The 21760-nt window shown below is 45.1% G+C and carries 23 protein-coding genes and 2 pseudogenes; 1 reads left to right on the top strand and 24 read right to left on the bottom strand.

Annotated elements, in window-relative coordinates:
* Positions 1-12 precede the first annotated feature (12 nt).
* A pseudogene (locus CI597_RS02995) lies at positions 13-731 on the top strand (YeiH family protein); the annotation flags it as partial.
* Between the two features lie 58 nt (positions 732-789).
* On the opposite strand, the gene CI597_RS02990 reads toward CI597_RS02995, so the two are convergent.
* From CI597_RS02990 to CI597_RS18345, 24 genes and pseudogenes are all read right to left on the bottom strand, one after another.
* Positions 790-2181, bottom strand: a complete 1392-nt coding sequence (locus CI597_RS02990; RefSeq protein WP_024728219.1) for a glycoside hydrolase family 32 protein — start codon at positions 2179-2181, stop codon at positions 790-792.
* Positions 2182-2185: 4 nt separating this feature from the next.
* Positions 2186-4120, bottom strand: a complete 1935-nt coding sequence (locus CI597_RS02985) for a PTS beta-glucoside transporter subunit IIBCA (RefSeq protein WP_024728220.1) — start codon at positions 4118-4120, stop codon at positions 2186-2188.
* Between the two features lie 5 nt (positions 4121-4125).
* Positions 4126-5152: pseudogene (locus CI597_RS02980) on the bottom strand (glycosyl hydrolase family 32).
* Positions 5153-5352: 200 nt separating this feature from the next.
* Complete coding sequence (locus CI597_RS02975) at positions 5353-6330, bottom strand: LacI family DNA-binding transcriptional regulator (RefSeq protein ID WP_024728221.1); 978 nt, start codon at positions 6328-6330, stop codon at positions 5353-5355.
* Between the two features lie 141 nt (positions 6331-6471).
* Complete coding sequence (locus CI597_RS02970; RefSeq protein WP_024728222.1) at positions 6472-7182, bottom strand: tRNA threonylcarbamoyladenosine dehydratase; 711 nt, start codon at positions 7180-7182, stop codon at positions 6472-6474.
* A gap of 1 nt (position 7183) precedes the next feature.
* On the bottom strand, positions 7184-7600 hold the full coding sequence (locus tag CI597_RS02965; protein ID WP_024728223.1) for a secondary thiamine-phosphate synthase enzyme YjbQ: 417 nt from the start codon (positions 7598-7600) through the stop codon (positions 7184-7186).
* Between the two features lie 86 nt (positions 7601-7686).
* Positions 7687-7974, bottom strand: coding sequence for a hypothetical protein (locus tag CI597_RS02960; protein WP_024728224.1), 288 nt, complete (start codon positions 7972-7974; stop codon positions 7687-7689).
* Between the two features lie 143 nt (positions 7975-8117).
* A complete protein-coding gene (locus CI597_RS02955; RefSeq protein WP_024728225.1) occupies positions 8118-8717 on the bottom strand; it encodes a recombinase family protein in 600 nt (199 codons plus the stop codon).
* 210 nt (positions 8718-8927) lie between these two features.
* Positions 8928-9791: a damage-control phosphatase ARMT1 family protein gene (locus CI597_RS02950; RefSeq protein WP_024728226.1), complete on the bottom strand. Its 864-nt coding sequence runs from the start codon at positions 9789-9791 to the stop codon at positions 8928-8930.
* 405 nt (positions 9792-10196) lie between these two features.
* Positions 10197-10679 carry a PTS sugar transporter subunit IIA gene (locus tag CI597_RS02940; RefSeq protein WP_024728227.1) on the bottom strand — a complete coding sequence of 161 codons (483 nt, stop codon included), beginning with the start codon at positions 10677-10679 and terminating at the stop codon, positions 10197-10199.
* A 14-nt stretch (positions 10680-10693) separates the two neighbouring features.
* Positions 10694-10993: a hypothetical protein gene (locus CI597_RS02935; protein WP_024728228.1), complete on the bottom strand. Its 300-nt coding sequence runs from the start codon at positions 10991-10993 to the stop codon at positions 10694-10696.
* Positions 10994-11008: 15 nt separating this feature from the next.
* Positions 11009-11665, bottom strand: coding sequence for a deoxyribose-phosphate aldolase (deoC, locus tag CI597_RS02930; protein WP_024728229.1), 657 nt, complete (start codon positions 11663-11665; stop codon positions 11009-11011).
* Between the two features lie 35 nt (positions 11666-11700).
* Entirely contained in the window at positions 11701-12948 is a 1248-nt protein-coding gene (locus CI597_RS02925; protein ID WP_024728230.1) for a PTS galactitol transporter subunit IIC, read from the bottom strand.
* Between the two features lie 29 nt (positions 12949-12977).
* Entirely contained in the window at positions 12978-13871 is an 894-nt protein-coding gene (locus CI597_RS02920; RefSeq protein ID WP_024728231.1) for an aldo/keto reductase, read from the bottom strand.
* Between the two features lie 21 nt (positions 13872-13892).
* The gene (locus CI597_RS02915) at positions 13893-14186 is read right to left on the bottom strand and encodes a PTS sugar transporter subunit IIB (protein WP_024728232.1); all 294 of its coding nucleotides are present in this window, start codon (positions 14184-14186) and stop codon (positions 13893-13895) included.
* A gap of 56 nt (positions 14187-14242) precedes the next feature.
* Positions 14243-15175: a sugar-binding transcriptional regulator gene (locus tag CI597_RS02910; protein WP_024728233.1), complete on the bottom strand. Its 933-nt coding sequence runs from the start codon at positions 15173-15175 to the stop codon at positions 14243-14245.
* Positions 15176-15419: 244 nt separating this feature from the next.
* Positions 15420-15671 (bottom strand): hypothetical protein, encoded by a 252-nt coding sequence (locus tag CI597_RS02905; RefSeq protein ID WP_024728234.1) that lies wholly within the window; start codon positions 15669-15671, stop codon positions 15420-15422.
* A gap of 86 nt (positions 15672-15757) precedes the next feature.
* Positions 15758-15994: a hypothetical protein gene (locus tag CI597_RS02900; protein WP_024728235.1), complete on the bottom strand. Its 237-nt coding sequence runs from the start codon at positions 15992-15994 to the stop codon at positions 15758-15760.
* Positions 15991-16602 carry a DUF1700 domain-containing protein gene (locus tag CI597_RS02895; RefSeq protein WP_024728236.1) on the bottom strand — a complete coding sequence of 204 codons (612 nt, stop codon included), beginning with the start codon at positions 16600-16602 and terminating at the stop codon, positions 15991-15993. Before CI597_RS02895 ends, CI597_RS02900 begins: the two co-directional genes overlap by 4 nt.
* Positions 16595-16912: a PadR family transcriptional regulator gene (locus CI597_RS02890; protein WP_024728237.1), complete on the bottom strand. Its 318-nt coding sequence runs from the start codon at positions 16910-16912 to the stop codon at positions 16595-16597. The genes CI597_RS02895 and CI597_RS02890 overlap by 8 nt, the downstream gene beginning before the upstream one ends.
* Before the next feature lie 158 nt (positions 16913-17070).
* Entirely contained in the window at positions 17071-18042 is a 972-nt protein-coding gene (locus CI597_RS02885; protein ID WP_024728238.1) for a carbohydrate kinase family protein, read from the bottom strand.
* Positions 18039-19502 carry a glycoside hydrolase family 32 protein gene (locus CI597_RS02880; protein ID WP_024728239.1) on the bottom strand — a complete coding sequence of 488 codons (1464 nt, stop codon included), beginning with the start codon at positions 19500-19502 and terminating at the stop codon, positions 18039-18041. The genes CI597_RS02885 and CI597_RS02880 overlap by 4 nt, the downstream gene beginning before the upstream one ends.
* Before the next feature lie 10 nt (positions 19503-19512).
* Positions 19513-21417, bottom strand: coding sequence for a sucrose-specific PTS transporter subunit IIBC (locus CI597_RS02875; protein WP_024728240.1), 1905 nt, complete (start codon positions 21415-21417; stop codon positions 19513-19515).
* A gap of 153 nt (positions 21418-21570) precedes the next feature.
* Positions 21571-21756: a hypothetical protein gene (locus CI597_RS18345; RefSeq protein WP_235824532.1), complete on the bottom strand. Its 186-nt coding sequence runs from the start codon at positions 21754-21756 to the stop codon at positions 21571-21573.
* Positions 21757-21760: the final 4 nt, after the last annotated feature.

Here is a 21760-nt window from a genome sequence, read left to right as displayed (position 1 = left end):
ATTATATGATCTATGAAGCCCGGGATTGCCTTTACCTCGAAGAAAATTTTGCAGTATGCGGTCATCCTCCTTGGATTCGGCATGAATCTTACCGATATCCTGGAAAAAGGACAGCAGCCACTGCACCTGTGATCGAAGCCGATGACGAAGAGATTGCACAATCTATCTCCGTCATCTTTCTGTTCAACGTGATTGCTGCCCTTATATTTCCAGCACTCGGAAATATACTTCACCTGTCCAATGGAGGCTTTGGCCTGTTCGCAGGCACAGCCGTCAACGACACATCCTCCGTCACTGCCACCGCTGCAGCATGGGATGGAATTCATGGCAGCAATACTCTGAATGTTGTTACTATTGTAAAACTTACATGAACTTTAGCAATTATTCCGATCACCCTGGCGCTTGCGATTTTCCGTGCAGAGAAAAAAGAGAAGACTTTGGAAGAAAGCGGCTCCAATTTCAGCCTAAAGCAGGTCTTTCCAATATTTGTATTGTTTTTCATCCTTGCCTCTGTCATCACAACTGTGTTTTCCCTGCCTGTAGCTGTGACAGATCCTTTAAAAACTTTAAGCAAATTTTTTATCGTTATGGCAATGTCCGCTATTGGGCTGAATACTCATATCGTCAAACTTGTAAAAACTGGCGGTAAGCCAATCTTTATGGGATTTTGCTGCTGGGTTGCCATCTCTGTGGTAAGCCTTGGGATACAGAGTATTATCGGAATTCTATAAATCGTGAAAAAAAGAAGTCTCAGCCTAAAAGCGAGAGACTTCTTTTATCTTTAAATCTTTATATCATTTCAACTTTATATGACTCAGGAAACAGCCGCAGTGACATAACGTCCTTTCCTCCATCAATATAAATCTCTAAAAATGTATTATCATAATACAGATCAACTTCAACAGATTTATGTGTATCCAGAGGACAGACCCTTCGTGTCCCATATTCCTCACTGATCTTTTGTTTCAGACAGCTCCGGTCAGCAATGAATTGTCCTTTGATTGGGTCCATAACAATCTTCAAATGATCATACGATTCCCCAATATGAATTTCTGTTTTGCATTCTGTATCAGATATGAGATGAAGTCTCCATGCATTTTCTTCCGGGATAATAATTTGACCTCTCTTTATGTCCAATGCAGAAAACTGTGAAATTATTTCCTGTGCAGGCATCTGATACAGTCTGCCGTCTTTAATACAAATTTCTCTTGGCAGAGTCAAAGCATGCTGCCACATATCTTCCCTGAAATACGGCAGTTCCTGTACTCCGCACCCGAACCAGCCAAACATCAGCGGCCTTCCGCCTTTGCCGCAAAACATCTGAGGAGCATAAAAATCAAATCCCTTATCCAGTTCTTCCATAGTTTCCGTTTCAAATGTAAGCTTTTCAAGATCAATTCTGCCAGTAAAACATACTGTGCTGAATTCATTCTGAAAACGTTCTTCCTGGGCTGCGCGGCCGATCAGAGATAAAAGAAGTACATCCTTTCCATCAATTTCCATGTACGCAGGGCATTCAAACATTGTGCCAAGATCCTGCCTACCAAGATCCAGATTTCCCCTATAGTCCCAGCTTAAGAGATCCGCACTTTTATAAATTAAAATCTGTCCGGTTCCGTCAAGATCTGAACCTCCAAGCATCATATAATAACTATCGTCTTTCTCAAATACAAACGGGTCACGGATCTCTCCTGACATTCCTTCCGGTGCTCCGTCTATGACGGGATTACCCGAATATTTATGAATTTTTCCGTCTTTTTCCATTACGGCCAATGCCTGTTTCGGCACCTTTCCCTGTTTGGTCTTATAGTTGGCTGTATAAAACAGATACTGTTTTCCTCCAGCCTCAATAGAATTTCCCGAATAACACCCGTTTTTTTCAAACTCGTGATCCGGCACAAGCATCTCCTCAGACCATTCCCAGTGTACAAGATCTTCAGAAATCACATGGGCCCAGTGTTTCATCCCATGTTTCGGGGCAAACGGAAACCATTGATAAAAAACATGATATTTCCCTTCAAAGTAACAGAGGCCATTGGGATCATTCAGCAACCCGCACGGCGGATGAATATGATATCGTGGAAGACGCGGGCTTTTTTTACAGAAGTCTTTCAGCTGGTCCAAATAACCGCGGTGTTTTTCTTCCAGATATGTATACTTTTCTATATTCAAAAATTCCATAGCTCTACCATTCTCCAATAACATCCGTACCAGCACTTACTTTCTGTCCGGTCTTAAATTTTATCGGCATCGGTGTTCCCTCTTCTGTTGCTACTACGATGACTGTTGGATCAAGCCCGTTTTTCTCAATCTTTTTCTTATCAAATGTCAGCAGTCTCTGTCCTTTTTTGACCTGATCCCCTACCTTCACGTAACAGGTGAACCCATCGCCGTTCATGGATACTGTTTCAATTCCCACGTGGATCAGAAATACAAAGCCATTAGCAAGTCTTATTCCTACCGCATGATTTGTTCCTTCCATAACAGTACAAATCTCACCATCGGCCGGAGCTTTTACCGTTTCTCCCTCAGGACGTATTCCGATTCCGTCACCCAGGATTTTTTCAGAAAACACCCCGTCGTTGACTTCTTCCACCGGAATCACGGTCCCGTCTGTCACTGCAAAAACTGCATGAACTTCCGCCTCTGCAGAGTTCTGTGCGAAAGCAGGCACTTCTTCCTCCGTTTCCTCATTCTCCTCTTCCTGTTCTTCTCTGGGCACCCCTTTACTCTTGTCATAAAGCAGGATTAATCCAATCGGCACAACAAATGCGATCAGGTTGCCTATTACATACATGAGAAGTTTATCCGGCACTACGATCAGCATTCCCAATACTCCGGTCAGTCCCTGTCCGATTGCTCTCACGGACATCAGCTTCATAAAAGCACCTCCCATTCCCGCTCCCAGACAGGAACAGATGAATGGAATGATGGAATACTTCATATTGACCGCGAAGATTGCAGGTTCTGAAATTCCTACCAAAGTCGGTACAAAACTGGACATTGCGATATCACGGTCTTTTGATTTTTTCTTTGCCAGCAAATACATTCCAATAGCTCCGCCGCCCTGAGCAATGATAGAGACAGACCAGATTGCCTGGATATAGTTATATCCGGTGGTGGCTACAAGATTAGCCTCAATTCCCTGGATTGCCTGGTGAGTTCCTGTGACAACCAGCGGCTGGAGCATAGCTGCGAACACAAAAGCTCCCAGAGCGCCTAAACGGTTATAAAGGACATCAATGATTCCTGCCAGCACACTTCCAATCACGTTGCCCACCGGCCCGAATACGGTAAAAAGTGCAATATTTGCCAATAGAATAGTGATTGTCGGTACTAATACAAAAGAAACTACTTCCGGTACATATTTCTGTGCGATCTTTTCAACCTTGGACATAAACCATGCGGTCAGGATTGCCGGGAACACACCTCCCTGGAAAGCCACTCTCGGCACAGAAAGTCCGAGGAAATTCCAATAATCGGCCTTCTCCGGCGTCAATGCAAAGACATTCCGGTTTAACAGCTCCGGATGAACCATAACAATTCCAACCAGGATACCAAGGACCGGATTGCCGCCGAACCGTTTTACTGCACTGTACATAACAAGAATCGGCAGATAATCAAAGGTGGTGGCTATAATTCCAAAGAAATCGGCCATGTTTGCCAGCAACACACTTTTGTCAGCCAGACTTCCTGTTATACCGAATAGACCGTCTGCCAAAAGCAGTGATTTTATTCCAATAATGATCGCTGCCGCCACAAAGGCCGGAATGATGGGGATAAAAATGTCTGAAAAGACTTTGAAGCCCTGCTGAAGTTTTCCCATCTTGCTCACGGCCTGTTTCTTGGCATCCGCCACAGTCACTTCTTTAGCCCCTGTCAGTCTGATAAATTCATCATATACCTTATTCACTGTTCCCGCTCCAAAAATGATCTGCAGCTGACCGCTGTTGAACATGACACCTTTCACCCCTTCAATCTTCTCCAGAGCCTTCCTGTCATATGCTGTGCTATCTTTTAAAATCAGTCTCAATCTTGTCACACAGTGAGTAGCACCATCTATATTCTGCGCACTGCCGATCAGTTCTGCCACATCCCGGGCCGTCTTCTGATAATCCATATCTGTTACCTCTCTTTCTTTACTTTCTTTGAAATCTTTGTATCCTTACAGTAGAATGTACCGTCTGTCACCGTCATTCCCAATGCAGTACCCGGTTTGTCATAAAATCTGGCGTTGAGTGCCGTTCCATTAATATACAAAGTGCCGATCGTATCATCCACGATAAGCCGGATCTTATATTCCTTCTCTGCCTCCAAAAGAATCGGACGCTCCAGGCCAATATTAAAACACTGATACCATGGATAGTTTGGAGACTTATCAAACACCACTCTGTTTTCTTCTATGAGAAATCTATATTCATAAGCAGTTCCGCTTTCCGGATCTTCATAGAATTTCAGCGAAAAAGCTCTGGTGCCTTCCGCAAATCTAATGGTTGTCTCAAAAGCCATCAGATCTCCTGTGTCTCCGATTATGATCTTTTCTGTTTTCGTGTCAATCGTTTTCACACAAAACCCAGAGAAATTTTCCCATTCCTTAAACGCATTCCACAGAGAATCCACTGGTTTTGCTCCCAGTGTCCCATCTTCTCTCTGGTAAAGCTCATGAGGTACAAAGGTCCCTCCCCAGAGGTAAGAGTTCTTATCATTATCTCCTTCAAATGACCACTCCTCCAGATCTCTGGATGTAAACTTTACCAGGCGTCCCGTCTGTTTTCTTTTATCCTCACCCTTTCTGGCACCAAGGATCAGCAGATACTCACCTTTATTTTCATCCCATAGTACAAACGGATCTCTCCAGTTTCTCCTGTCATATCCCTCCTGGGGCGGAAGTTTTAAGATCCCTTTTGATTTTTCCCACGTAACCCGTATAAAACGCATGAAACTTCCCGCCTGAACGAAACACGCTTCCCGCATAGATAAACTGGTCCGGGTCTGTATCAGATCCTCTTTTCAGACTTTCTCCCAAATCTTTATACTTCACAAAGTCCTCAGTCTTTGCCAATGCCCATCCAAACGGCTGACCAAATGGCACCGGATCCCGGGTATCTCTCTGGTGGTAGACAAAAAATTCTCCATCTTCGGCGTATGGCATGATATCACCCACCCATACACCCTCTGGCTGGTAGTAAAGCTTGTGCATGGCTGCTCCTCCTTTTCCCCTTTTTATGACTTATTATATGTCAATCGTTACCATACTGTCACTTTAAATAAAATTTCCATTGCAGATTTGGTGATATCCAACAAAAAAAAGAAAGTCCCTGAGAACTTTCTTTCGTTTTTTACCATATCTGTTTACGCCGTAGTACCCTCAATCAGCCGAACAGGAAGATCCGTATGACTCTCCACTTCTTTCCCTTCAATCTGATCGATCAGCGTCTGGACCGTCACCCTTGCAATGGCTTCAATAGGCTGCTGGACCGTTGTTAGCTCCGGCACCATACTGAGTGTCTGCTCTGCGCCGTCCACCCCGATCACTTTCATATCCTTGGGTATCTGGATTCCCTTTTCCCTGGCCAGGTTTAATACAAGCACTGCCAGTGTATCATCACCAGCAAAGACTCCGTCGATCTCCGGATGTTTCTCCAACATTTCGCTGACCAGCTTCTTCTTTTCCTCAATTGTTTTTATAAATTCCACTTCCATGATCAGCGGTTCATAGTGATATCTTTTCATCGTTTCCATATATGCGCGGCTTCTGTCGTTTCCAGGCATCTTAAGCCGGCTGTTTCCACGGATACACAAAATATGACGGCAGCCTTTCGCAATGAGCCGTTCAGTAGCGATCTTCCCTGCAATGTAATTGTCGCAGGAAACTGTTGCCACATCTTTTGCAATGTAACGGTCAATGGCCACAATTGGAAGTTTAGCCTCCTCATACTCCTTTAAATTTTCATTATGGGTTCCCACAATGATGCCGTCCACCTGGTTCCGCCTCAGCATACTGACATATTCTTTTTCCGTATCCGACCTGTTTTTGCTGTTGCACAGCAATGTTTTGTAATTGTCCTTTGCAAGAAACTGCTCAACATATTGTACAACCTGGCCGTGGAAAGGACTGGAGATTGATGGAACGATGACACCCACCAGGTACGTTCGGTTATTCAACAGTGCCCTGGCTATTTCATTTGGAGTATAGTCAATCGTTTTCATAGCCCGGTAAACTTTCTTTCTCGTCTCTTCGCTGATATACCCCCGGTCATTCAGCACTCTGGAAACGGTGGTTGGTGAAACTCCCGCAACTTTTGCCACATCTTTTATTCCCGGCTTCATTTTATTTCTCCTTTATCTCTTGGACTCATTCAAAGATATTTTAGATCATTTCCTTAAGATCCGTCAAGAAAACAAATGTGCAGGGATCCTTTCTGTTACTTCACTAAATAATCCACAGTATACATCAATCATCCTGCTGCTTTATTTAGTGATCAGATCCTTGATGACTTCCCCTGCTGCGATCAGTCCTGCCACAGAAGGCACAAACGCCACGCTTCCCGGCACCGCTCTTCTGCCTTCTTCCCCGGACAGATCAACTCCAGGCTGCAGGGCTTTTTCTGTAGAGTATACTACCTTCAGATTTTTTACACCCCGTTTTTTCAATTCCTTTCGCATAACCTTTGCCAGAGGGCAGACGGATGTCTTATAGATATCCGTCACCTCAAATTTTGTCGGGTCCAGCTTATTGCCCGCCCCCATACTGCTTATGATCGGGACTCCGGCTTTCCGGGCCTGCATCACAAGCTCAATCTTTGCAGTTACCGTATCTACTGCATCCACAACATAAGAATAACGGCTGAAATCAAACTCCCCTGCATTTTCCGGCAGAAAGAAGCACTTATGAATGTTCACCTTTGCTTCCGGATTGATCTCCAGGATCCTGTCTTTCATCACTTCCACTTTGACTTTACCGACAGTACTGTGTGTGGCGATGATCTGACGGTTGATATTGGAAACGGAAACCGTATCTCTGTCGATCAGGTCAAAAGTGCCGACACCCGTCCTTGCCAATGCCTCCACCACATAGCCTCCCACTCCCCCGACTCCGAATACAGCCACATGGGACTTTTTTAATTGTTCTACTGCCTCTTCTCCCAAAAGCAGCTCTGTTCTGATCCACGGGTTCTCCATATCATTCTCCAATAATCTTGATCAGTACACGCTTGTCCCGTTTGCCGTCGAACTCAAAATAAAAAATCTGTTCCCATGTGCCAAAATCCAGATCACCTTCAGTAATTGCCACAACAGATTCCCTGCCCATGACCGTCCGTTTCAGATGGGCATCCGCATTGTCCTCAAATCCATTATGCTGATACTGGCTGTATGGTTTTTCAGGGGCCAGTTTTTCCAGCCATTTCTCATAGTCATGGTGAAGCCCGGACTCATCGTCATTAATAAATACACTGGCTGTGATATTCATGGCATTTACTAACACCATGCCTTCTTTTATGCCGCTTTTATCCACAGCAGCCTGGACCTTATCCGTAATATTCACAATCCCCCGCCTGGACGGCAGATGAAAATGCAGTACTTCTCTGTATGATTTCATAAAACCTCCTGGATATTATATGAGTGATACTTTTTGTTTTCTTTCTACAATATCTTAACCCATACAACATCTATCTGCAACAGACATTACATCCTTTTTCCGGCCTTGTTATCCGTATAAAAATTGTCCTTATTTACTTCCAGAAATTGCTGTGCCTGTATGGGAGAAGCAAACCGGATATTCTCCCCTGTCAGATATCTGACAGCCTCATTCCATTCCCTCACGCTGTAACGTTCAGCCTTAACGGAACCGGCAATAAAACATGCCACCGGGAACCAAAAACCGGTGGGCAGATCGGACAAGTCCTGACAGCCCGCCTCCTCTGCCAGATATTCTAAAAGCCTGTTCCTGAAATCTTTTTTCTTCTGTATCATATCTTACCTCCAAAGAACGATAAAGCAGACTTTTTCGTTCGCTTAATGTATACTGTAAGAAATGAATTTATCTCTTAAATATATGAATATTTTTTGCAGTTTTATGTACAAAATGGATTGAATGATAATGTCTACTATTTCTTTTACTTCTGTCCTCTCGCCCACCTAAGAAATGTATCCTGGGCAATCTGAAGCTGTGCAGCGGCTTTCCGTGATGAAATTTCACCGCGTTTCCACTGTTCTTTTAACTCATAAAATTTCTCCGGTATCGGTTTCCTCGGCCTCCCAAAATGAACACCTCTCAGTTTGGCCGCCCTGATTCCTTCCTGTTGGCGTTTCTTTATATTTTCCCGTTCTGTCTGGGCCACATAGCTTAAAATCTGAAGTACCAGATCGGCTATAAATGTGCCTGTGAGATCATCCTGTTTCTTTCTTGTATCCAAAAGCGGCATATCTAGAACGACGATATCGGCTTTGGTCTCTTTCGTGACGACCCTCCACTGCTCCAGAATTTCGCCGTAGTTCCGCCCCAGCCTGTCTATGCTCTGGATCACCAGTACGTCTCCTTCCCTCAGTATTTTTGTCAGTTTCCTGTAGCTGGGCCTGTCAAAGTTTTTTCCGCTCAATTTGTCCAAATAAATATTCTTTCTCTCCACTCCAAACGCTTCCAGTGCAAGAAGCTGTCTGCTCTCATTTTGGTCCTTAGTTGACACACGGGCATAACCATAAATATTTGATGCCATAAAACTCACCTCCATATGAAATAGAGTTTCGTAAACGAAACTTTGCGCCTGCGTTGGCTGCCATAAGGCAGCAATTTCCCTATGCGCCGCAGTGCGATCCCACCGGAGAATTTTTATGGCAGAGGAAGGGTCCCAGAACTTTCCTCTGTTATAAAAATAGTACCCTGCCTCGGCGGGATACTATTTATTATGGAGCTTTTGAAATTTTTTTTACATTTCCTTTATAAACATATGCTGAAGATATTCCCCCTCAAACCGTTTGACAAAATAGTCGCATTTGCATAAGAAAAGATAATATACATTCAGCCCGCATCCGGATAAGGTTTCATAATTTCCCTGTCCTTTCGCTATGATCACGTCGGCTCTGCCAATGATTTCTTTTGCTTCCCTGCTGATCCTGTTTAAGCTGGTCCCTGCGATCCTCGTACCGTTTCCGATCACCCTGGCCTCGTCGGAGAGACCCACCTGTACTGCATCCTCCATGGACGCATCATTTGCCACACCCGCTCCACGAACGATCACTGTGACATCAACCTGAGGATAAAATTTTTTCAGTTCCTGGATCAAAACCTTATCCACCACAATCTCACCGCAGTTATCTGTAATATAGACAAGGTTTTTTGCAGAACTGAGATCTGCCTTAAAAGAATCGTAAACCTCAGGCTTCAGCCCTTTTTCTCCATTTTGAAACAAGAGCTGTTCCAGCTGGTCCCCGTCAATTTCGCCCAGAGCGATATAGTCTATGTAATTCCCCGCCTGTGCCGCCTGAATCGCTGTAGCTACCGGATCTTCAGACGCCTCGATCCTTTTTCTGATCTCCGGCTCTTTTTTAAGCATCAGTTCATTAAAATGCCGTTTGAGCGGATCAAAGGCTGTCTGCGCCCCAAAGTGCCGCTCATACAGTTCTGTAAACTCAGCCAGATATTCCGGCGGAGACAGTTCCAGATCCTCATCTCTTAAAGCTGCCCGCACCTGGTCAAGAAACAGCTGTTTCTTCTCCCAGTTCTGCTCCTGTTCCACTTTCCGCTCTTCGCTCCGAAGCAGACATTCCCTGCAATATTTCCCTGTCCTCATAATTTCCCTTTCCTTATCCCTGAATCACTGACTCATAAAAATCATACCTTTATAATATCATTCAATCCTCTGCCTGCAAAGCATTTCCTTATCAGTTCATCCTCTGACGGCACATATCCTTTTGCACTGTACCGGCCATTTCTCAGGCATTCGCTGCTTTGTGATGAATCTCGGAAGAAATGACCAGCCCGGTTCCTGCTTTTTTCGTGGAAAAATCGAGACAGGGATTGATTGTCCCCATCTCCCATAGATGAAACATATCAGGGACCTGCGCCGCAAGTCCCTGGAAAATAGTGTACGGTTATGATATAATACATCCATAAGAAAGAAATGCTCTGCCGACGCTTCGCCCCAAATGAAGACTGTCTATGAGTGTTTCTTTTTTCTTTCTGTGCTGTATATCCATCATTTTAACCCTTTCTGCATATGCTCTTTAAAAAATTCATTCAGCAGTGCACAGATCTGCGCCGGTGAATCCAGAACTTCAAGCTTTGCCATTTCTTCTTCATTGGAGATCAGCAAAACCAGAGTACTCAGCACCTCTACCTGCTGACTCGGCTCTTTGACGCCCAGAACAAAAGCAAATTTTGCGTTCACCTGGATTTCAGGATCTCCCATGTGCGAAAACAAAACCGTCTCTTTAAATCTTACAAAAGATATGGATGCCTCTTTTACATGTTCCACATCCGTATGCGGAATTGCAATCTCAAATGCTTCGGTCTTGAGACCTGTAGGATAAACTGCTTCCCTGCTTTTCAGCCCATCGGCAAAACTTTCTCTGACTTTGCCCTGCTCATAAAGCCTTTCTCCGATCTGTTCAAAAAACTGATTTCTGTCCTCAAATGCTTCGTCCAGCCAGATGAAATCTTCTCTGAAAATCTGCTCCATCCTGTCTCCTCCCTTTATCTGCCGTCAAGATTCTTTTCCACTTCCTCATACAGTTTCCCTGTCCCCATCCATGGATATAAAAGACACAGTCCCTGAAGTACCGGAAGCGATGTATTCAGACTGCCTGTCGCCGTGGAGATCACCATATCATGGCCCTCTTCCAGACTTTTTATGTCCGTCACCTCATATGTATTTACAAATGTCACCTCGGCCTTTATGTCCCTTTCTATTAATCCTTCTTTCAGAAAATCTGCCGCCTTTTGGGCTTTTTCTTTCTTCATGCCCCCGGCCAGCAGTAAAGATGTCTCTCTCATAATATCACGCTCCTATTAGAATTCTTCCAGGATCGCTTTTGTTTTGCTGATGCCGATCCGGTCAGATCCCGCCTCAATCATTGCCACACATTCTGCAAGATTGTTGATCCCTCCGGCGGCTTTTACATGAACCTTCTCAGACACAGTATCTTTCATGAGTTTGATATCTTCAACCGTAGCCCCGGAAGGTGCAAATCCTGTGGATGTCTTTACGTAGGCGGCCCCTGCCTCCTCTGTCAGTTCACAGCCTTTTTTGATCTCTTCTTTGGTAAGAAATGCGGTCTCAAGAATGACTTTTACTATGCCCGGTGTCGCATTGACCACTGCCTCGATGTCCTTTTTTACATCCTCGTATTCACCATTCCTCAGTGCCCCGATGTCAATGACCATATCAAGCTCCACTGCCCCTCTGGCATATGCATCCACTGCCTCCGCTACTTTTGAAAATGTTGTATGTGCCCCTGAGGGAAATCCGATCACCGTTCCGATCTTTACATCGGTACCCTCCAGTACTTCTCTTGCCATATCCAGATTACACGGATTAATGCAGACAGATGCACAGTGATTCTCCTTTGCAAACTGAAGTCCTTCCATGATCTCTTCTCTGGTCAGCTGAGGTTTTAACAATGAGTGGTCCACTTTGCTTAAAAATTCTTGTTTTGTCATTTTCATAATCTTCTTTCTCCTTTAATCAATGAATGTGTTATTTAGCCAAACAGCGAGAATATCTTAACGAACAGCCACGAGATCAGGTTCGCGCGGTCAAGATTTCCGATCTGGGAAGCTCCCGCCGGCATTTTGATTCCTGCAGTCAATGCCATCTGCGTCTCGATCGGTGCCAGATTTGTTGCCATCAATAATACGCATGCCATAACGACTGTTCCCACGATCAGCGCCCGGATGACATTTCCCTTTGACATGGCAGTGATCAGACATACGATGAACGGGATAACCGCCAGATCCGCAAACGGCAGGAGTTTATTGCCCGGCAGTACGATAGCCAGCAGTATCGTGATCGGCACCAACAGAAGCCCTACAGCAATTACAGAAGGCTCTCCCAGAGAAACTGCGGCATCCAGTCCGATAAAGATTTCTCTGTCCCCGAAATGCTTTGCCATAAACTCCCTGGCAGCCTCTGAGATCGGGATCAGCCCTTCCATCAGAATCGCTACCATCTTTGGCATGAGATACATGACCGCTGCCATGGTGATGGCAAGTTTTAAAACTGCGTCAATCTTCTGTCCTCCCAAAATCCCAAGTGCAAGACCGATGATCAAGCCCATGGACATTGGTTCTCCAAAGATGCCGAACCGTTTTCTGATGGTCTCCGGATTGGCATTCAGCTTATTGAGTCCCGGAATCTTATCGATCAGCCAGTTTAAAGGCACGACCAGCGGCAGAAATCCAAGTGCCGTCAAATGCGGAAATGAAATGCCCGGCATGCCGAAGAACTTTTCCACAAAAGGCTGGGTGTAATCTGCAAGAATCAGCGCGAGGATGGACAGTGCACTGGCTGCAATAATTCCCATCGGCAGGCTTCCGCTCACGGTTGTCACCGCATATCCCACGAAAGCGAACTGCCAGTAGTTCCAAATGTCAACGTTCATGGTCTTCGTAAGTTTCAGCGTCAGCATCACGAAATTAATCACGAGTCCGATCGGTATCATCAGACCTGCCGCTGCCCACGCCCAGGAAATAGATGACATTGCCGGCCATCCGATGTCGATGACCTGAAGATCCAGTCCCAGACGTTCCGTCATGGCCTGTGCCACCGGGCCCAGCTGATCCGTCAACAGTGTAATGACCAGATTGATCCCTGTAAATCCGATTCCTATGGTCACACCGGATTTAAATGATTTTGAAAATCCTGCCCTCATGATGAGCCCGAACACGAAAATAATGATCGGCAGCATAACTGTGGAACCCAATCCCAATATAAAATTTAATATTTCCATACAATTCCTCCCATTGTACCCTCATTCATCTATGGTACTTTGTGGCCCTTGACTGCCGTCCAGACCATAAACCACTGTTCCGGCGTCAGCCGGTATTTCAGCGCTTTGACCGGCCTCTCTGCCAATCCGATTTCTCCTGAACCTGTGATCGGAATCGGCTTTGCCGGATGTGAGAACAGCCATGCGAAGGCCACTTCATCGATCTCCTCCGCACCGATCTCCTCCCGGATGACTTCTAAAACCTCTCTGAGCCTTATTTCCTCTTCTCCCTGCCCGGTAAAGATCCTGCCTCCGGCAAGCGGAGACCAGAGCATCGGGTGAATTCTCTCCTCCAGACAAAGATTCATGACTCCGTTTTCCATATTTCCCATCCTGAGAGGAGAAAGTTCGATCTGATTGGTGATCAAAGGCACGGTGAGATAAGATTTCAGCAGACGGAATTCGTCCGGCAGAAAATTAGATACTCCAAAGGTCCTTACTTTTCCTTCCTTTAAAAGGATTTCAAACGCCCTGCTGATCTCTTCCGGGTCCATAAACGGACTCGGACGGTGCAGGAGCAATGTGTCCAGGTGATCGAGTCCCATATATTTCAAAGATTTCTCCACCTGTCCGATGATATAGTCTGTACCGTAGTTATAATACTTGACACGTGCAGTTTCTGACTTGTAGACAATGCCGCACTTTGAAATGATCTGCATTTTGTCTCTGAGATCCGGCCTTTTTTTCATGGCTTCCCCGAATTTCTCTTCGACCGTGTAGTCCCCGTAAATGTCCGCATGATCCATCGTCGTAATCCCCAAATCCAGACATTCTTCCAGATAGCGGATCAGTTCATCAGTTGAAAGATTCCAGTCTAAAAGTCTCCAAAAACCAAGCACCACCCTGGAAAACTCAAGGCCTTCCGCCATTGTTACATATTCCATGCTTTACCTCCATATACATCGTCATTCTCCCAGGTCCCTCAGGACCTTAAGAATTTGTTCGTCAACAGCTTCCGGTTTGATCCCTGTCAGATAGTTAATGGCAAATACTGACGGTGTCGTTACTGTTTCAGGAACTCTCGTGCTTGCAACAATGAGGTCAAATTCCGAAGCCATCTTTTCTACCTCCACAATTTTCACCTGCTGTACTTTTACTTTAAATCCATTGTCCTCGCAGAGATTCTTTACCCGGTTGGCAATCACCGTGCTGGTAGCAATACCGCTCCCGCAGGCGATCAAAATATGGTATTCCTTCATGTCATCCACCTCCTTTCTTAATTTATTTTTAAAGACCGGTTTTCCGGTCCTTAAAATCATTTGGACAGATACTCCGCGGTATCCTGATCCGTGATCAATATATCGATATATCCTGCCTCCAGTGCGGATCTCACGGAGTCATATTTTTCTTCACTCTCTACCACACAGATTTTGTTGGGAATCCTTTTTAACTGTTCCTCGGTGATCCCTATGCATCTCTCAGTAATATTTTCACAGCATATATGGCTGTTCTTATCCAGAAAAACAACGGAGACAACGTCACAGATGGCATCCTCCTTTTCCAGCTGTCTTAAGTCTGCCTCAGAAATGTAGCCCGACTTTTTGATGCTGCTGTCCTTTGCCAGCGGATTGCCAAGGCTGAAAACCGCATATTCTGCCTGGGCTGTGCGCTCGATTACACGTTTTACCTGGTTGTCATCTGTCAAAAATGCTTTCTCTTCTTTATTTTTCACAAGTGCTGGAGCAATCAGGGACAGCGATCTTCCTCCTGTTCTTTTTGCCAGGTTGGAAGCTATGGTCGTGGCGTGCATATCCAGTTCGCTCTGTCCGTGTCCGCCGATGATTGGTGAAAATAACAGCTCCGGATCATCCATCTTCTGTATATAATCCGGGATCAGACGCATCGTGGACCCCCACCCGACGGCGACTGTAGAGCCGGCTTCCAAATGCCGTTCCAGATAATAGGCCGCGGCGGAGGCCACCTGTTCTTTTGAAGAATTTCCGATGGAGGTGTCTACGATGACCACATCCTTTAACTTATATTTTCCTTTGATGTCCTGTTCCAGTTCCGGATAAACGCCGGAGTAATCTATGATAATCCTTACGATACCTTCTTCCTTTGCCTTCTGGAGAATCCTGGACACTTTCATCCTGGACAATCCGGTCTGCTTTGCGATCTGCTGCTGGGTCATATTTTCTTCATAATACAGCTTGCTGATCATAGTCATAGTTCTTCTCTGCATATCCATGTCATCACCTCTTTTTGTTCATTTGAACATATATTGTTATTTTGTTCATCTTTATAATATAATACTTATGTAAAAAAGTCAATAAAATTTACTGACAGGAAAATTTTCTCAACAGCAAAATGAACAAGCCGCCTCCTCTTCTGGGCCCCTCACTCGTTGAGCGGATTTATAATTTTTCCAAAAAAAATCAAAAAAGGATGTAAGTCCTGTTTTCTGTACAGTTCTCACATCCCTTTTCAGTTTTTTAGCGGTTCGTCCGCCGTTTCCAAAAGTTCTCCGGCCACATCTCACCTATAGAACGATACTTTTTTACATGAATCTCTGCCTTGTTTTTCCCTGCCGCTTTTCTGCCCTTGTTGTACGCTGCTCTGCTTTTTATTTTTAGCAGCTCCGTAATGTCTGTTTTTTCTTTTGCTGAAACCGGAACCAAAAGACTTCCCATTGCCAGAACAACAGACATCAAGATTCCTATCAACTGCTTGCATCTTATACTCATAACCATTCCTCCTGTCAACTTGTCTGTCTATTATAACAAAATCCAAGGAGAAATTTGTAACATAACTGTGATGGATCTATTACGAATCACTCTCTGGTGCCGCCGAATGTAAGCAGATAAACACCCTTCTTGACCTGGATGCCGATCCACGCTCCCTGCTCATCTGCATAAAATGTTCGGTACCACTTTGGTTTTCCCTCTTCTTTCACATTCTCTGCCTTAAAATCTGCCATGCTCCAGCCGGCCCCTGTAAGGACAGACCCGATAATCAGAAAAACCGCACTCATTATAAGACATTTCTTTTTTAAATTTCTGATCTTCATAGTTTTTTCCTCCTCATCCCGGTGATTATCCCTGCCAGCCATTTACTGAATCTGACAGTTACTTTCACGAAATATTGTCCTAAAATCCATGTCAGCAGGCCTGCCAGAATAAAAATACCCGCAGATGACATGCCAACGCCCAGCTGTATGACCCCTGCCGCAGAGTTCTGAAAAATGATCACTGCTGCGCCGCCCATACTGACTACCGACAGGATCAGGCCTGCCACTGAAACTGCTCCGGTACATATCGGAATACACCAGATAACAATGTAGGCAGACAGTACCAGCAAAACAGCAGACAGCACGAGACAGAATCCGGCAAGCACCAAAGATCCCCAGAGCGGAAAGCCAAGGACCAGCAGGACTGCGATTAATCCCTTCATCCCGCGGGACATCGGCGTCTTCATCTGTGTCTGCTGTTCCTTCAGAATCTCCTGTGCGATCTGCCCCGGAGAGCCGATCTGCTCCACCGCTTCCTCCTCTGTATATCCGTCTTCCATATAATCGTCAATGATTTCATTGTAATAGGAGAGCGATTTTTCTCTCTCACTCTTCCCAAGACTTTTTAAAAGCCGGTTAAGACTTCCTAAAAACTCTTCTTTACTCATGTTCTGCCGCTCCTTTCACAAACTCATAAATACCCATGATCTGCTGCCACTCATCCAAAAATTCTCTGATATGGTCTCTTCCCTTTTCTGTTATCCTGTAATACTTTCTGAGACGGCTGTTGTGTTCCACCGTGTAAGTATTCAGATATCCACTGTTTTCCAGACGTTTCAGAATGGGGTACAGAGTTGACTCGGAAATCTTAATACATCCCGATACATCTTTGATGATCTGGTAACCATAGGAGTCATCCTCACAGAGGGCAGCCAAAATACAAAACTCTAAAAACCCTTTTTTCAACTGTACATTCAATCTATCGCCTCCTTATGCATTATACTATATATTACATAGTATAATGTGTCAAGAGGTAATTATAACTTCATTATAGATTAATCGGACAATAAACCGAAAAAAAGCCAGCGAAACCTTTTTCAAAGGCTCATTGGCTTTTCGCTTTTTATGTATTTTAATTACTGCAGATTCTTTCTGAAATCGGCAAACTCCCGGGCATCTGCCATGGCTGCCAGTGCTCCTTCTTTTGTCGTCGTGCAGGCCGCATACGCATTAGCAAAATCCAGATACTTCTTTAAAGTCCCCAAATCCACCGCTTCCAGATCCCTCACTTCATCCCTCAAAAGCTGGTATAAAAACGCTCCGATAAAGGAATCACCCGCTCCGGTCGTATCTCTTACGTCAATGGAATATCCGGGTGCTTCCGTCATTCCATGTTTCGTATAAATCTCCGCGCCGTCTTTTCCTTTTGTATAGATGACATACTTCGTCCTTCCGTTCAGCAGGTCAGGCACTGCCTCCCTTATATCCGTATGTCCTGTGATAAACTCCAGCTCTTCATCCGAGATTTTTATGATATCCGCAAAAGGCAAAAATTCATTGACTGTCTCTTTCAGTTCCTGTAAATCGTCCCACAGGGAAAAACGGAGGTTTGGATCAAATGATACAAGCACGTCTTTGCCGTTAGCCATGTCAATTAATTTTTTATGTGCATCTTTCATCGGCGAATTCACCAAGTCTACGCTGCAGAAATGGATCATCCCGCAGTCATCCAGAACATCCGGCTCGATGTCATAGACACTATAACGCAGATCCGCGCTGTTCTTGCGGTAAAACTTAAAATCCCTGTTCCCGTCTGATGCCAGAGAGACAAAGGCGAGAGCCGTCTCTGCTTCTTTGTCCCTTTTGATATGGCTTGTGTCAATTCCAGCCTCATCAAGTACTTCAACTATATAATCACCAAAGGGATCGTCTCCAAGCTTTGTCAAAAACTTGGACGGAATCCCAAGCTTCGTCACCGCACCGGCTACATTGGCAGGAGCCCCTCCTGCTACCCTGGTAAAAGACGGTACATCCTTTAATCTCTGTCCTTTGACTTCCGGAATAAAATCAATCAGTGCCTCTCCAATTCCGCATAATTTTCTGGTCATTCTCTTTCTCCTATCTCCAGGGGCCGCAGGCAATAGATCTTCATGGTACCCGAACAGTCCCCGTCTATGCCAAGCTTTCCCTGGCTGCTGTATACCCTGGTGGTAAAGACTTCTTCACCGCCGTTTACAAAAATTTCAAGAGAAGTAGTGTCTGCGAAAATCCGCAGGTCTTTTAATTCATCCAATCCGGCACATCTTGTCGTCCTGCCCGCACCAAAATCCCCCAGATCAAGGGTGAGCAGTCCGTCACCATAGGACAAAGTGACACCTTTCTTTAAAGTCAGAACCATATCAGCACAATGTCTGAATCGAATCTCTGCTTCATACAGTTTAAGATTGCTCTCCATCCTGCCCTGTTCAGAAAATGTACAGATCAGTTCTCCTTTTCTCATCTGCTCCGTCTCCTTTATGGGCTGCTGAATGATCCTTCCATCCTTTATGTGCAGTTCCCTTGGTATCGTCAGTGCGTGCTGCCATCCATGCTCAACTGTCGGATTCGCGTAACCGGCATCCGGAATCCCCATCCATCCGATCAGGATACGGCGTCCTTTCTCATCCTCAAAGGTCTGGGGCGCGTAAAAATCAAAGCCCCTGTCTAACTGCTGAAACTCCAGGTTATCGCAGATCTCATATGTCTTGTTCTCAAAGTCATAGTCAATCCTCACCGCTGTACACTGATGCACATTCTGATAGTCGATGCCTTTCGATTCTACCCCCTGAGGGCAGGTAATCAGCATCATCTGTCCGTCCAGCTCAAACAAGTCCGGACACTCCCACATATAGCCGAACGGTTCTTTCGGAACGATCCTGTCAAAATACTCCCAATGAGACAGATCCTTTGAATGAAACATCAGGATCAGTCCATGGCTGTCCATATCCCTGGCTCCCTGGACCATGTAGTAATCATCCCCTCGTTGGATGATCTTCGGATCTCGCACATGACAGCTCATATCTCCAGGATAATCGTCCGTGGTCATTAAAAGCTCTTTTTCAGAAAAATGATATCCGTCTTTGCTGGCCACATGAATCGTGTTGCTGCCCCGTCCTGAGTTGACGTAATCGTAATCATCCCTGTCAAAATACTTGATATTTCCTGTATAGAAATAGTGAATCGTATCCTCTTTTACAAAGGCGGAACCGGAGTAGACACCGTGGGCGTCAAACTCCGAATCCGGAAATAATGCCGGTCCTTCATCTATATAAGAAACAAAATCTTTTGTCGTATAATGCCCCCAAAGCTTCAGTTCTCCAGTCGGTTCAAACGGGGTGTACTGATAATAGATATGGTAGGTGCCGTGAAACTGGCACAGTCCGTTGGGATCGTTCAGCCATCCGGTCTTGGGCATCAGATGAAACTTAAGCCGCATCGGATCTTTCGCTGTCTCTTCTCTGTCACTTTCATGTTCAGCATACCACTTTTCATAGTCTTCTTTCAATACTTTATTATACTTCTTAAACATGATTTCCCTCTTATCTAACGATCATAACCTGTGTTTTTGTATCTGCACCAGTCTTTGGAATGACTTCCACCTGGCCGTCTCCCTCTGCCAGCGTCATCATAGTCTGAGCACTGTAGCCTTTTTCTTTCACGAGATCCATATCAAACGTTAGAATCTTGTCTCCCTGTTTTACCTTTGTTCCGGCTTCTACGAATGTCTCAAAGCCTTCCCCTTCCATTTTTACTGTGTCAATTCCCGCGTGAATCAGAAAACTCTTTCCTGTTTCTGCCTGAATCGCAATCGCATGTTTCGTCGGAAAGATCATAGTTACGGTACCGTCACACGGCGCGTACACTGTGCCCTCAGAAGGATTGACGGCCACACCGTCCCCCATGGCTTTCGATGCGAATGCAGCATCCTCAGACTCTGTGATGTAAAGCACTTCCCCTTTCATCGGTGAGTAAAGCACTGTTTCTGCCTGTTCCGGCGCTTTCTCTCTTTCCTCAGAGGTCTGTACCGGTTTTACTGTTTTTTCGTTACCGCCAAGGTTATATTTTTTCCAGAACACAACCGTGAGTCCTGCTGAAATGACCATGGAGAGGATCAATCCGATCCCAAAGTGAAGGAAATGCTCCGGTTTCATTGATATAAATCCGGGAATTCCCGCTGCTCCCAATGCCTGTGCCAGTGTTCTTGTAGCTGCCGCATATGCACTTCCCACTGCGGTACCAATGATCGCCGCATAGAAAGGATATTTTAATTTCAATGTCACACCGAACATGGCCGGCTCCGTGATTCCCAATAATGCGGATACTCCGGATGCAGAACAGATAGACTTCTGTTTCTGATCTTTTGTGAGGAACAGGACTGCTAAAACTGCCGCTCCCTGTGCAACATTGTTCATACTTGCTGTCGTAAAGATGAAACTTCCTCCGGTCACTGCCTTTGCGGCCAGAAGCTGAGTTTCGATGGCAATAAAGCTGTGGTGAAGTCCTGTCATCGTGATTGGTGCGTATACAAAACCAAAGAGTCCGCCTCCCACAGCGCCAAGTGTATTGTAAACCCATGTGATGCCGTCTGCTAATAAGTCACCTGCTTCTCTTAATACCGGTCCCACACAGATGAATGTTAAAAATGCAGTCACGATAATAGAAAGCAATGGTGTCGTAAGATTGTCAAGCCAGGTAGGTGTTACTTTGTGAAGCCTTTTTTCGATCTGGGCCAGGATCCAGGAAACTGCCAGAACAGGAAGTACCGTTCCCTGATAACCGATCGCCTGAATGTTGAATCCGAAGATATCCCATACCGGTGCCTGCCCGATGCCGATCTGGTAAGCATTTAAAAGGTCTGGATGTACCATGATCATACCCATTGCCGCGCCTAAAAACGGATTGCCTCCAAACTTTTTCGTGGCGCTGAATCCGATCAGTACCGGAAGAAATGTAAACGGTGCGTTGGCAAATGTATTGACTGCCTGAGTCAGCCCCTTCCACTGTGGATATAATTCAATGATCGATCTGCCGTCAAACAATCCCGCAGTCAAAATATTGTTCAGTCCCATCAGAAGACCGCCTGCCACGATGGCCGGGATGATCGGGACAAAAATATCACTGAGCATCTTTACAAAACGCTGTACGACAGAGCCCTGCTTTTCTTCTTTCTCCTCTTCTCCTCCGGCTGAGGAGACATCCCCAATCTGTTTCTGTACTTCGTCACAGACCAGATTTACGAGTCCTGATCCAAAAATAATCTGGAACTGTGACTGGGTTAAAAAGACTCCTTTCACCCCTTCTAAGTCACTGATGGCCTCTTCATTTCTCAAGTCATTATTCTTCAGCTGAAAACGAAGCCTGGTCGCACAGTGTGCCACAGATTTGATATTCTCTTTTCCGCCCACGTTAGCGATGACCTGGCCTGCAATCTTTGCATAATCCATAGTTTTTTCTTATCCTCCTTACGATATTTATGGCATCGGTTCCATATTTGTATTATAGGACGATTCTTTCTTTTCGTCAATACTTTTATGGTATCGGTTCCATAAAATTTTGCACAAAATTAAAGACTCCTGATTAGAAGTATTCAACAAAAACTAAATTATTGATGAATACTTTGCCTTGATTTGATCTGTCACTTCCTGATCTTCCAGCTCTCTTTCACTCTCCGGGACTTTTGTTTTTATCTTATTTAAAATACTATAGGTTTCCACTGCATAGAGCAGCCCTTCCTCCCTCCTTTTCTTTATGAAATTTATAAAATTCTTCTCCGTAGCTTTCATAATT

It is taken from the genome of Anaerostipes hominis (ex Lee et al. 2021) (assembly GCF_002270485.1).
In the GTDB taxonomy this organism is placed as follows: Bacteria; Bacillota; Clostridia; order Lachnospirales; family Lachnospiraceae; genus Anaerostipes; species Anaerostipes hominis.
The sequence above is the reverse complement of the archived record's forward strand: the minus strand, read 5'-3'. Positions and strand labels throughout refer to the sequence as shown.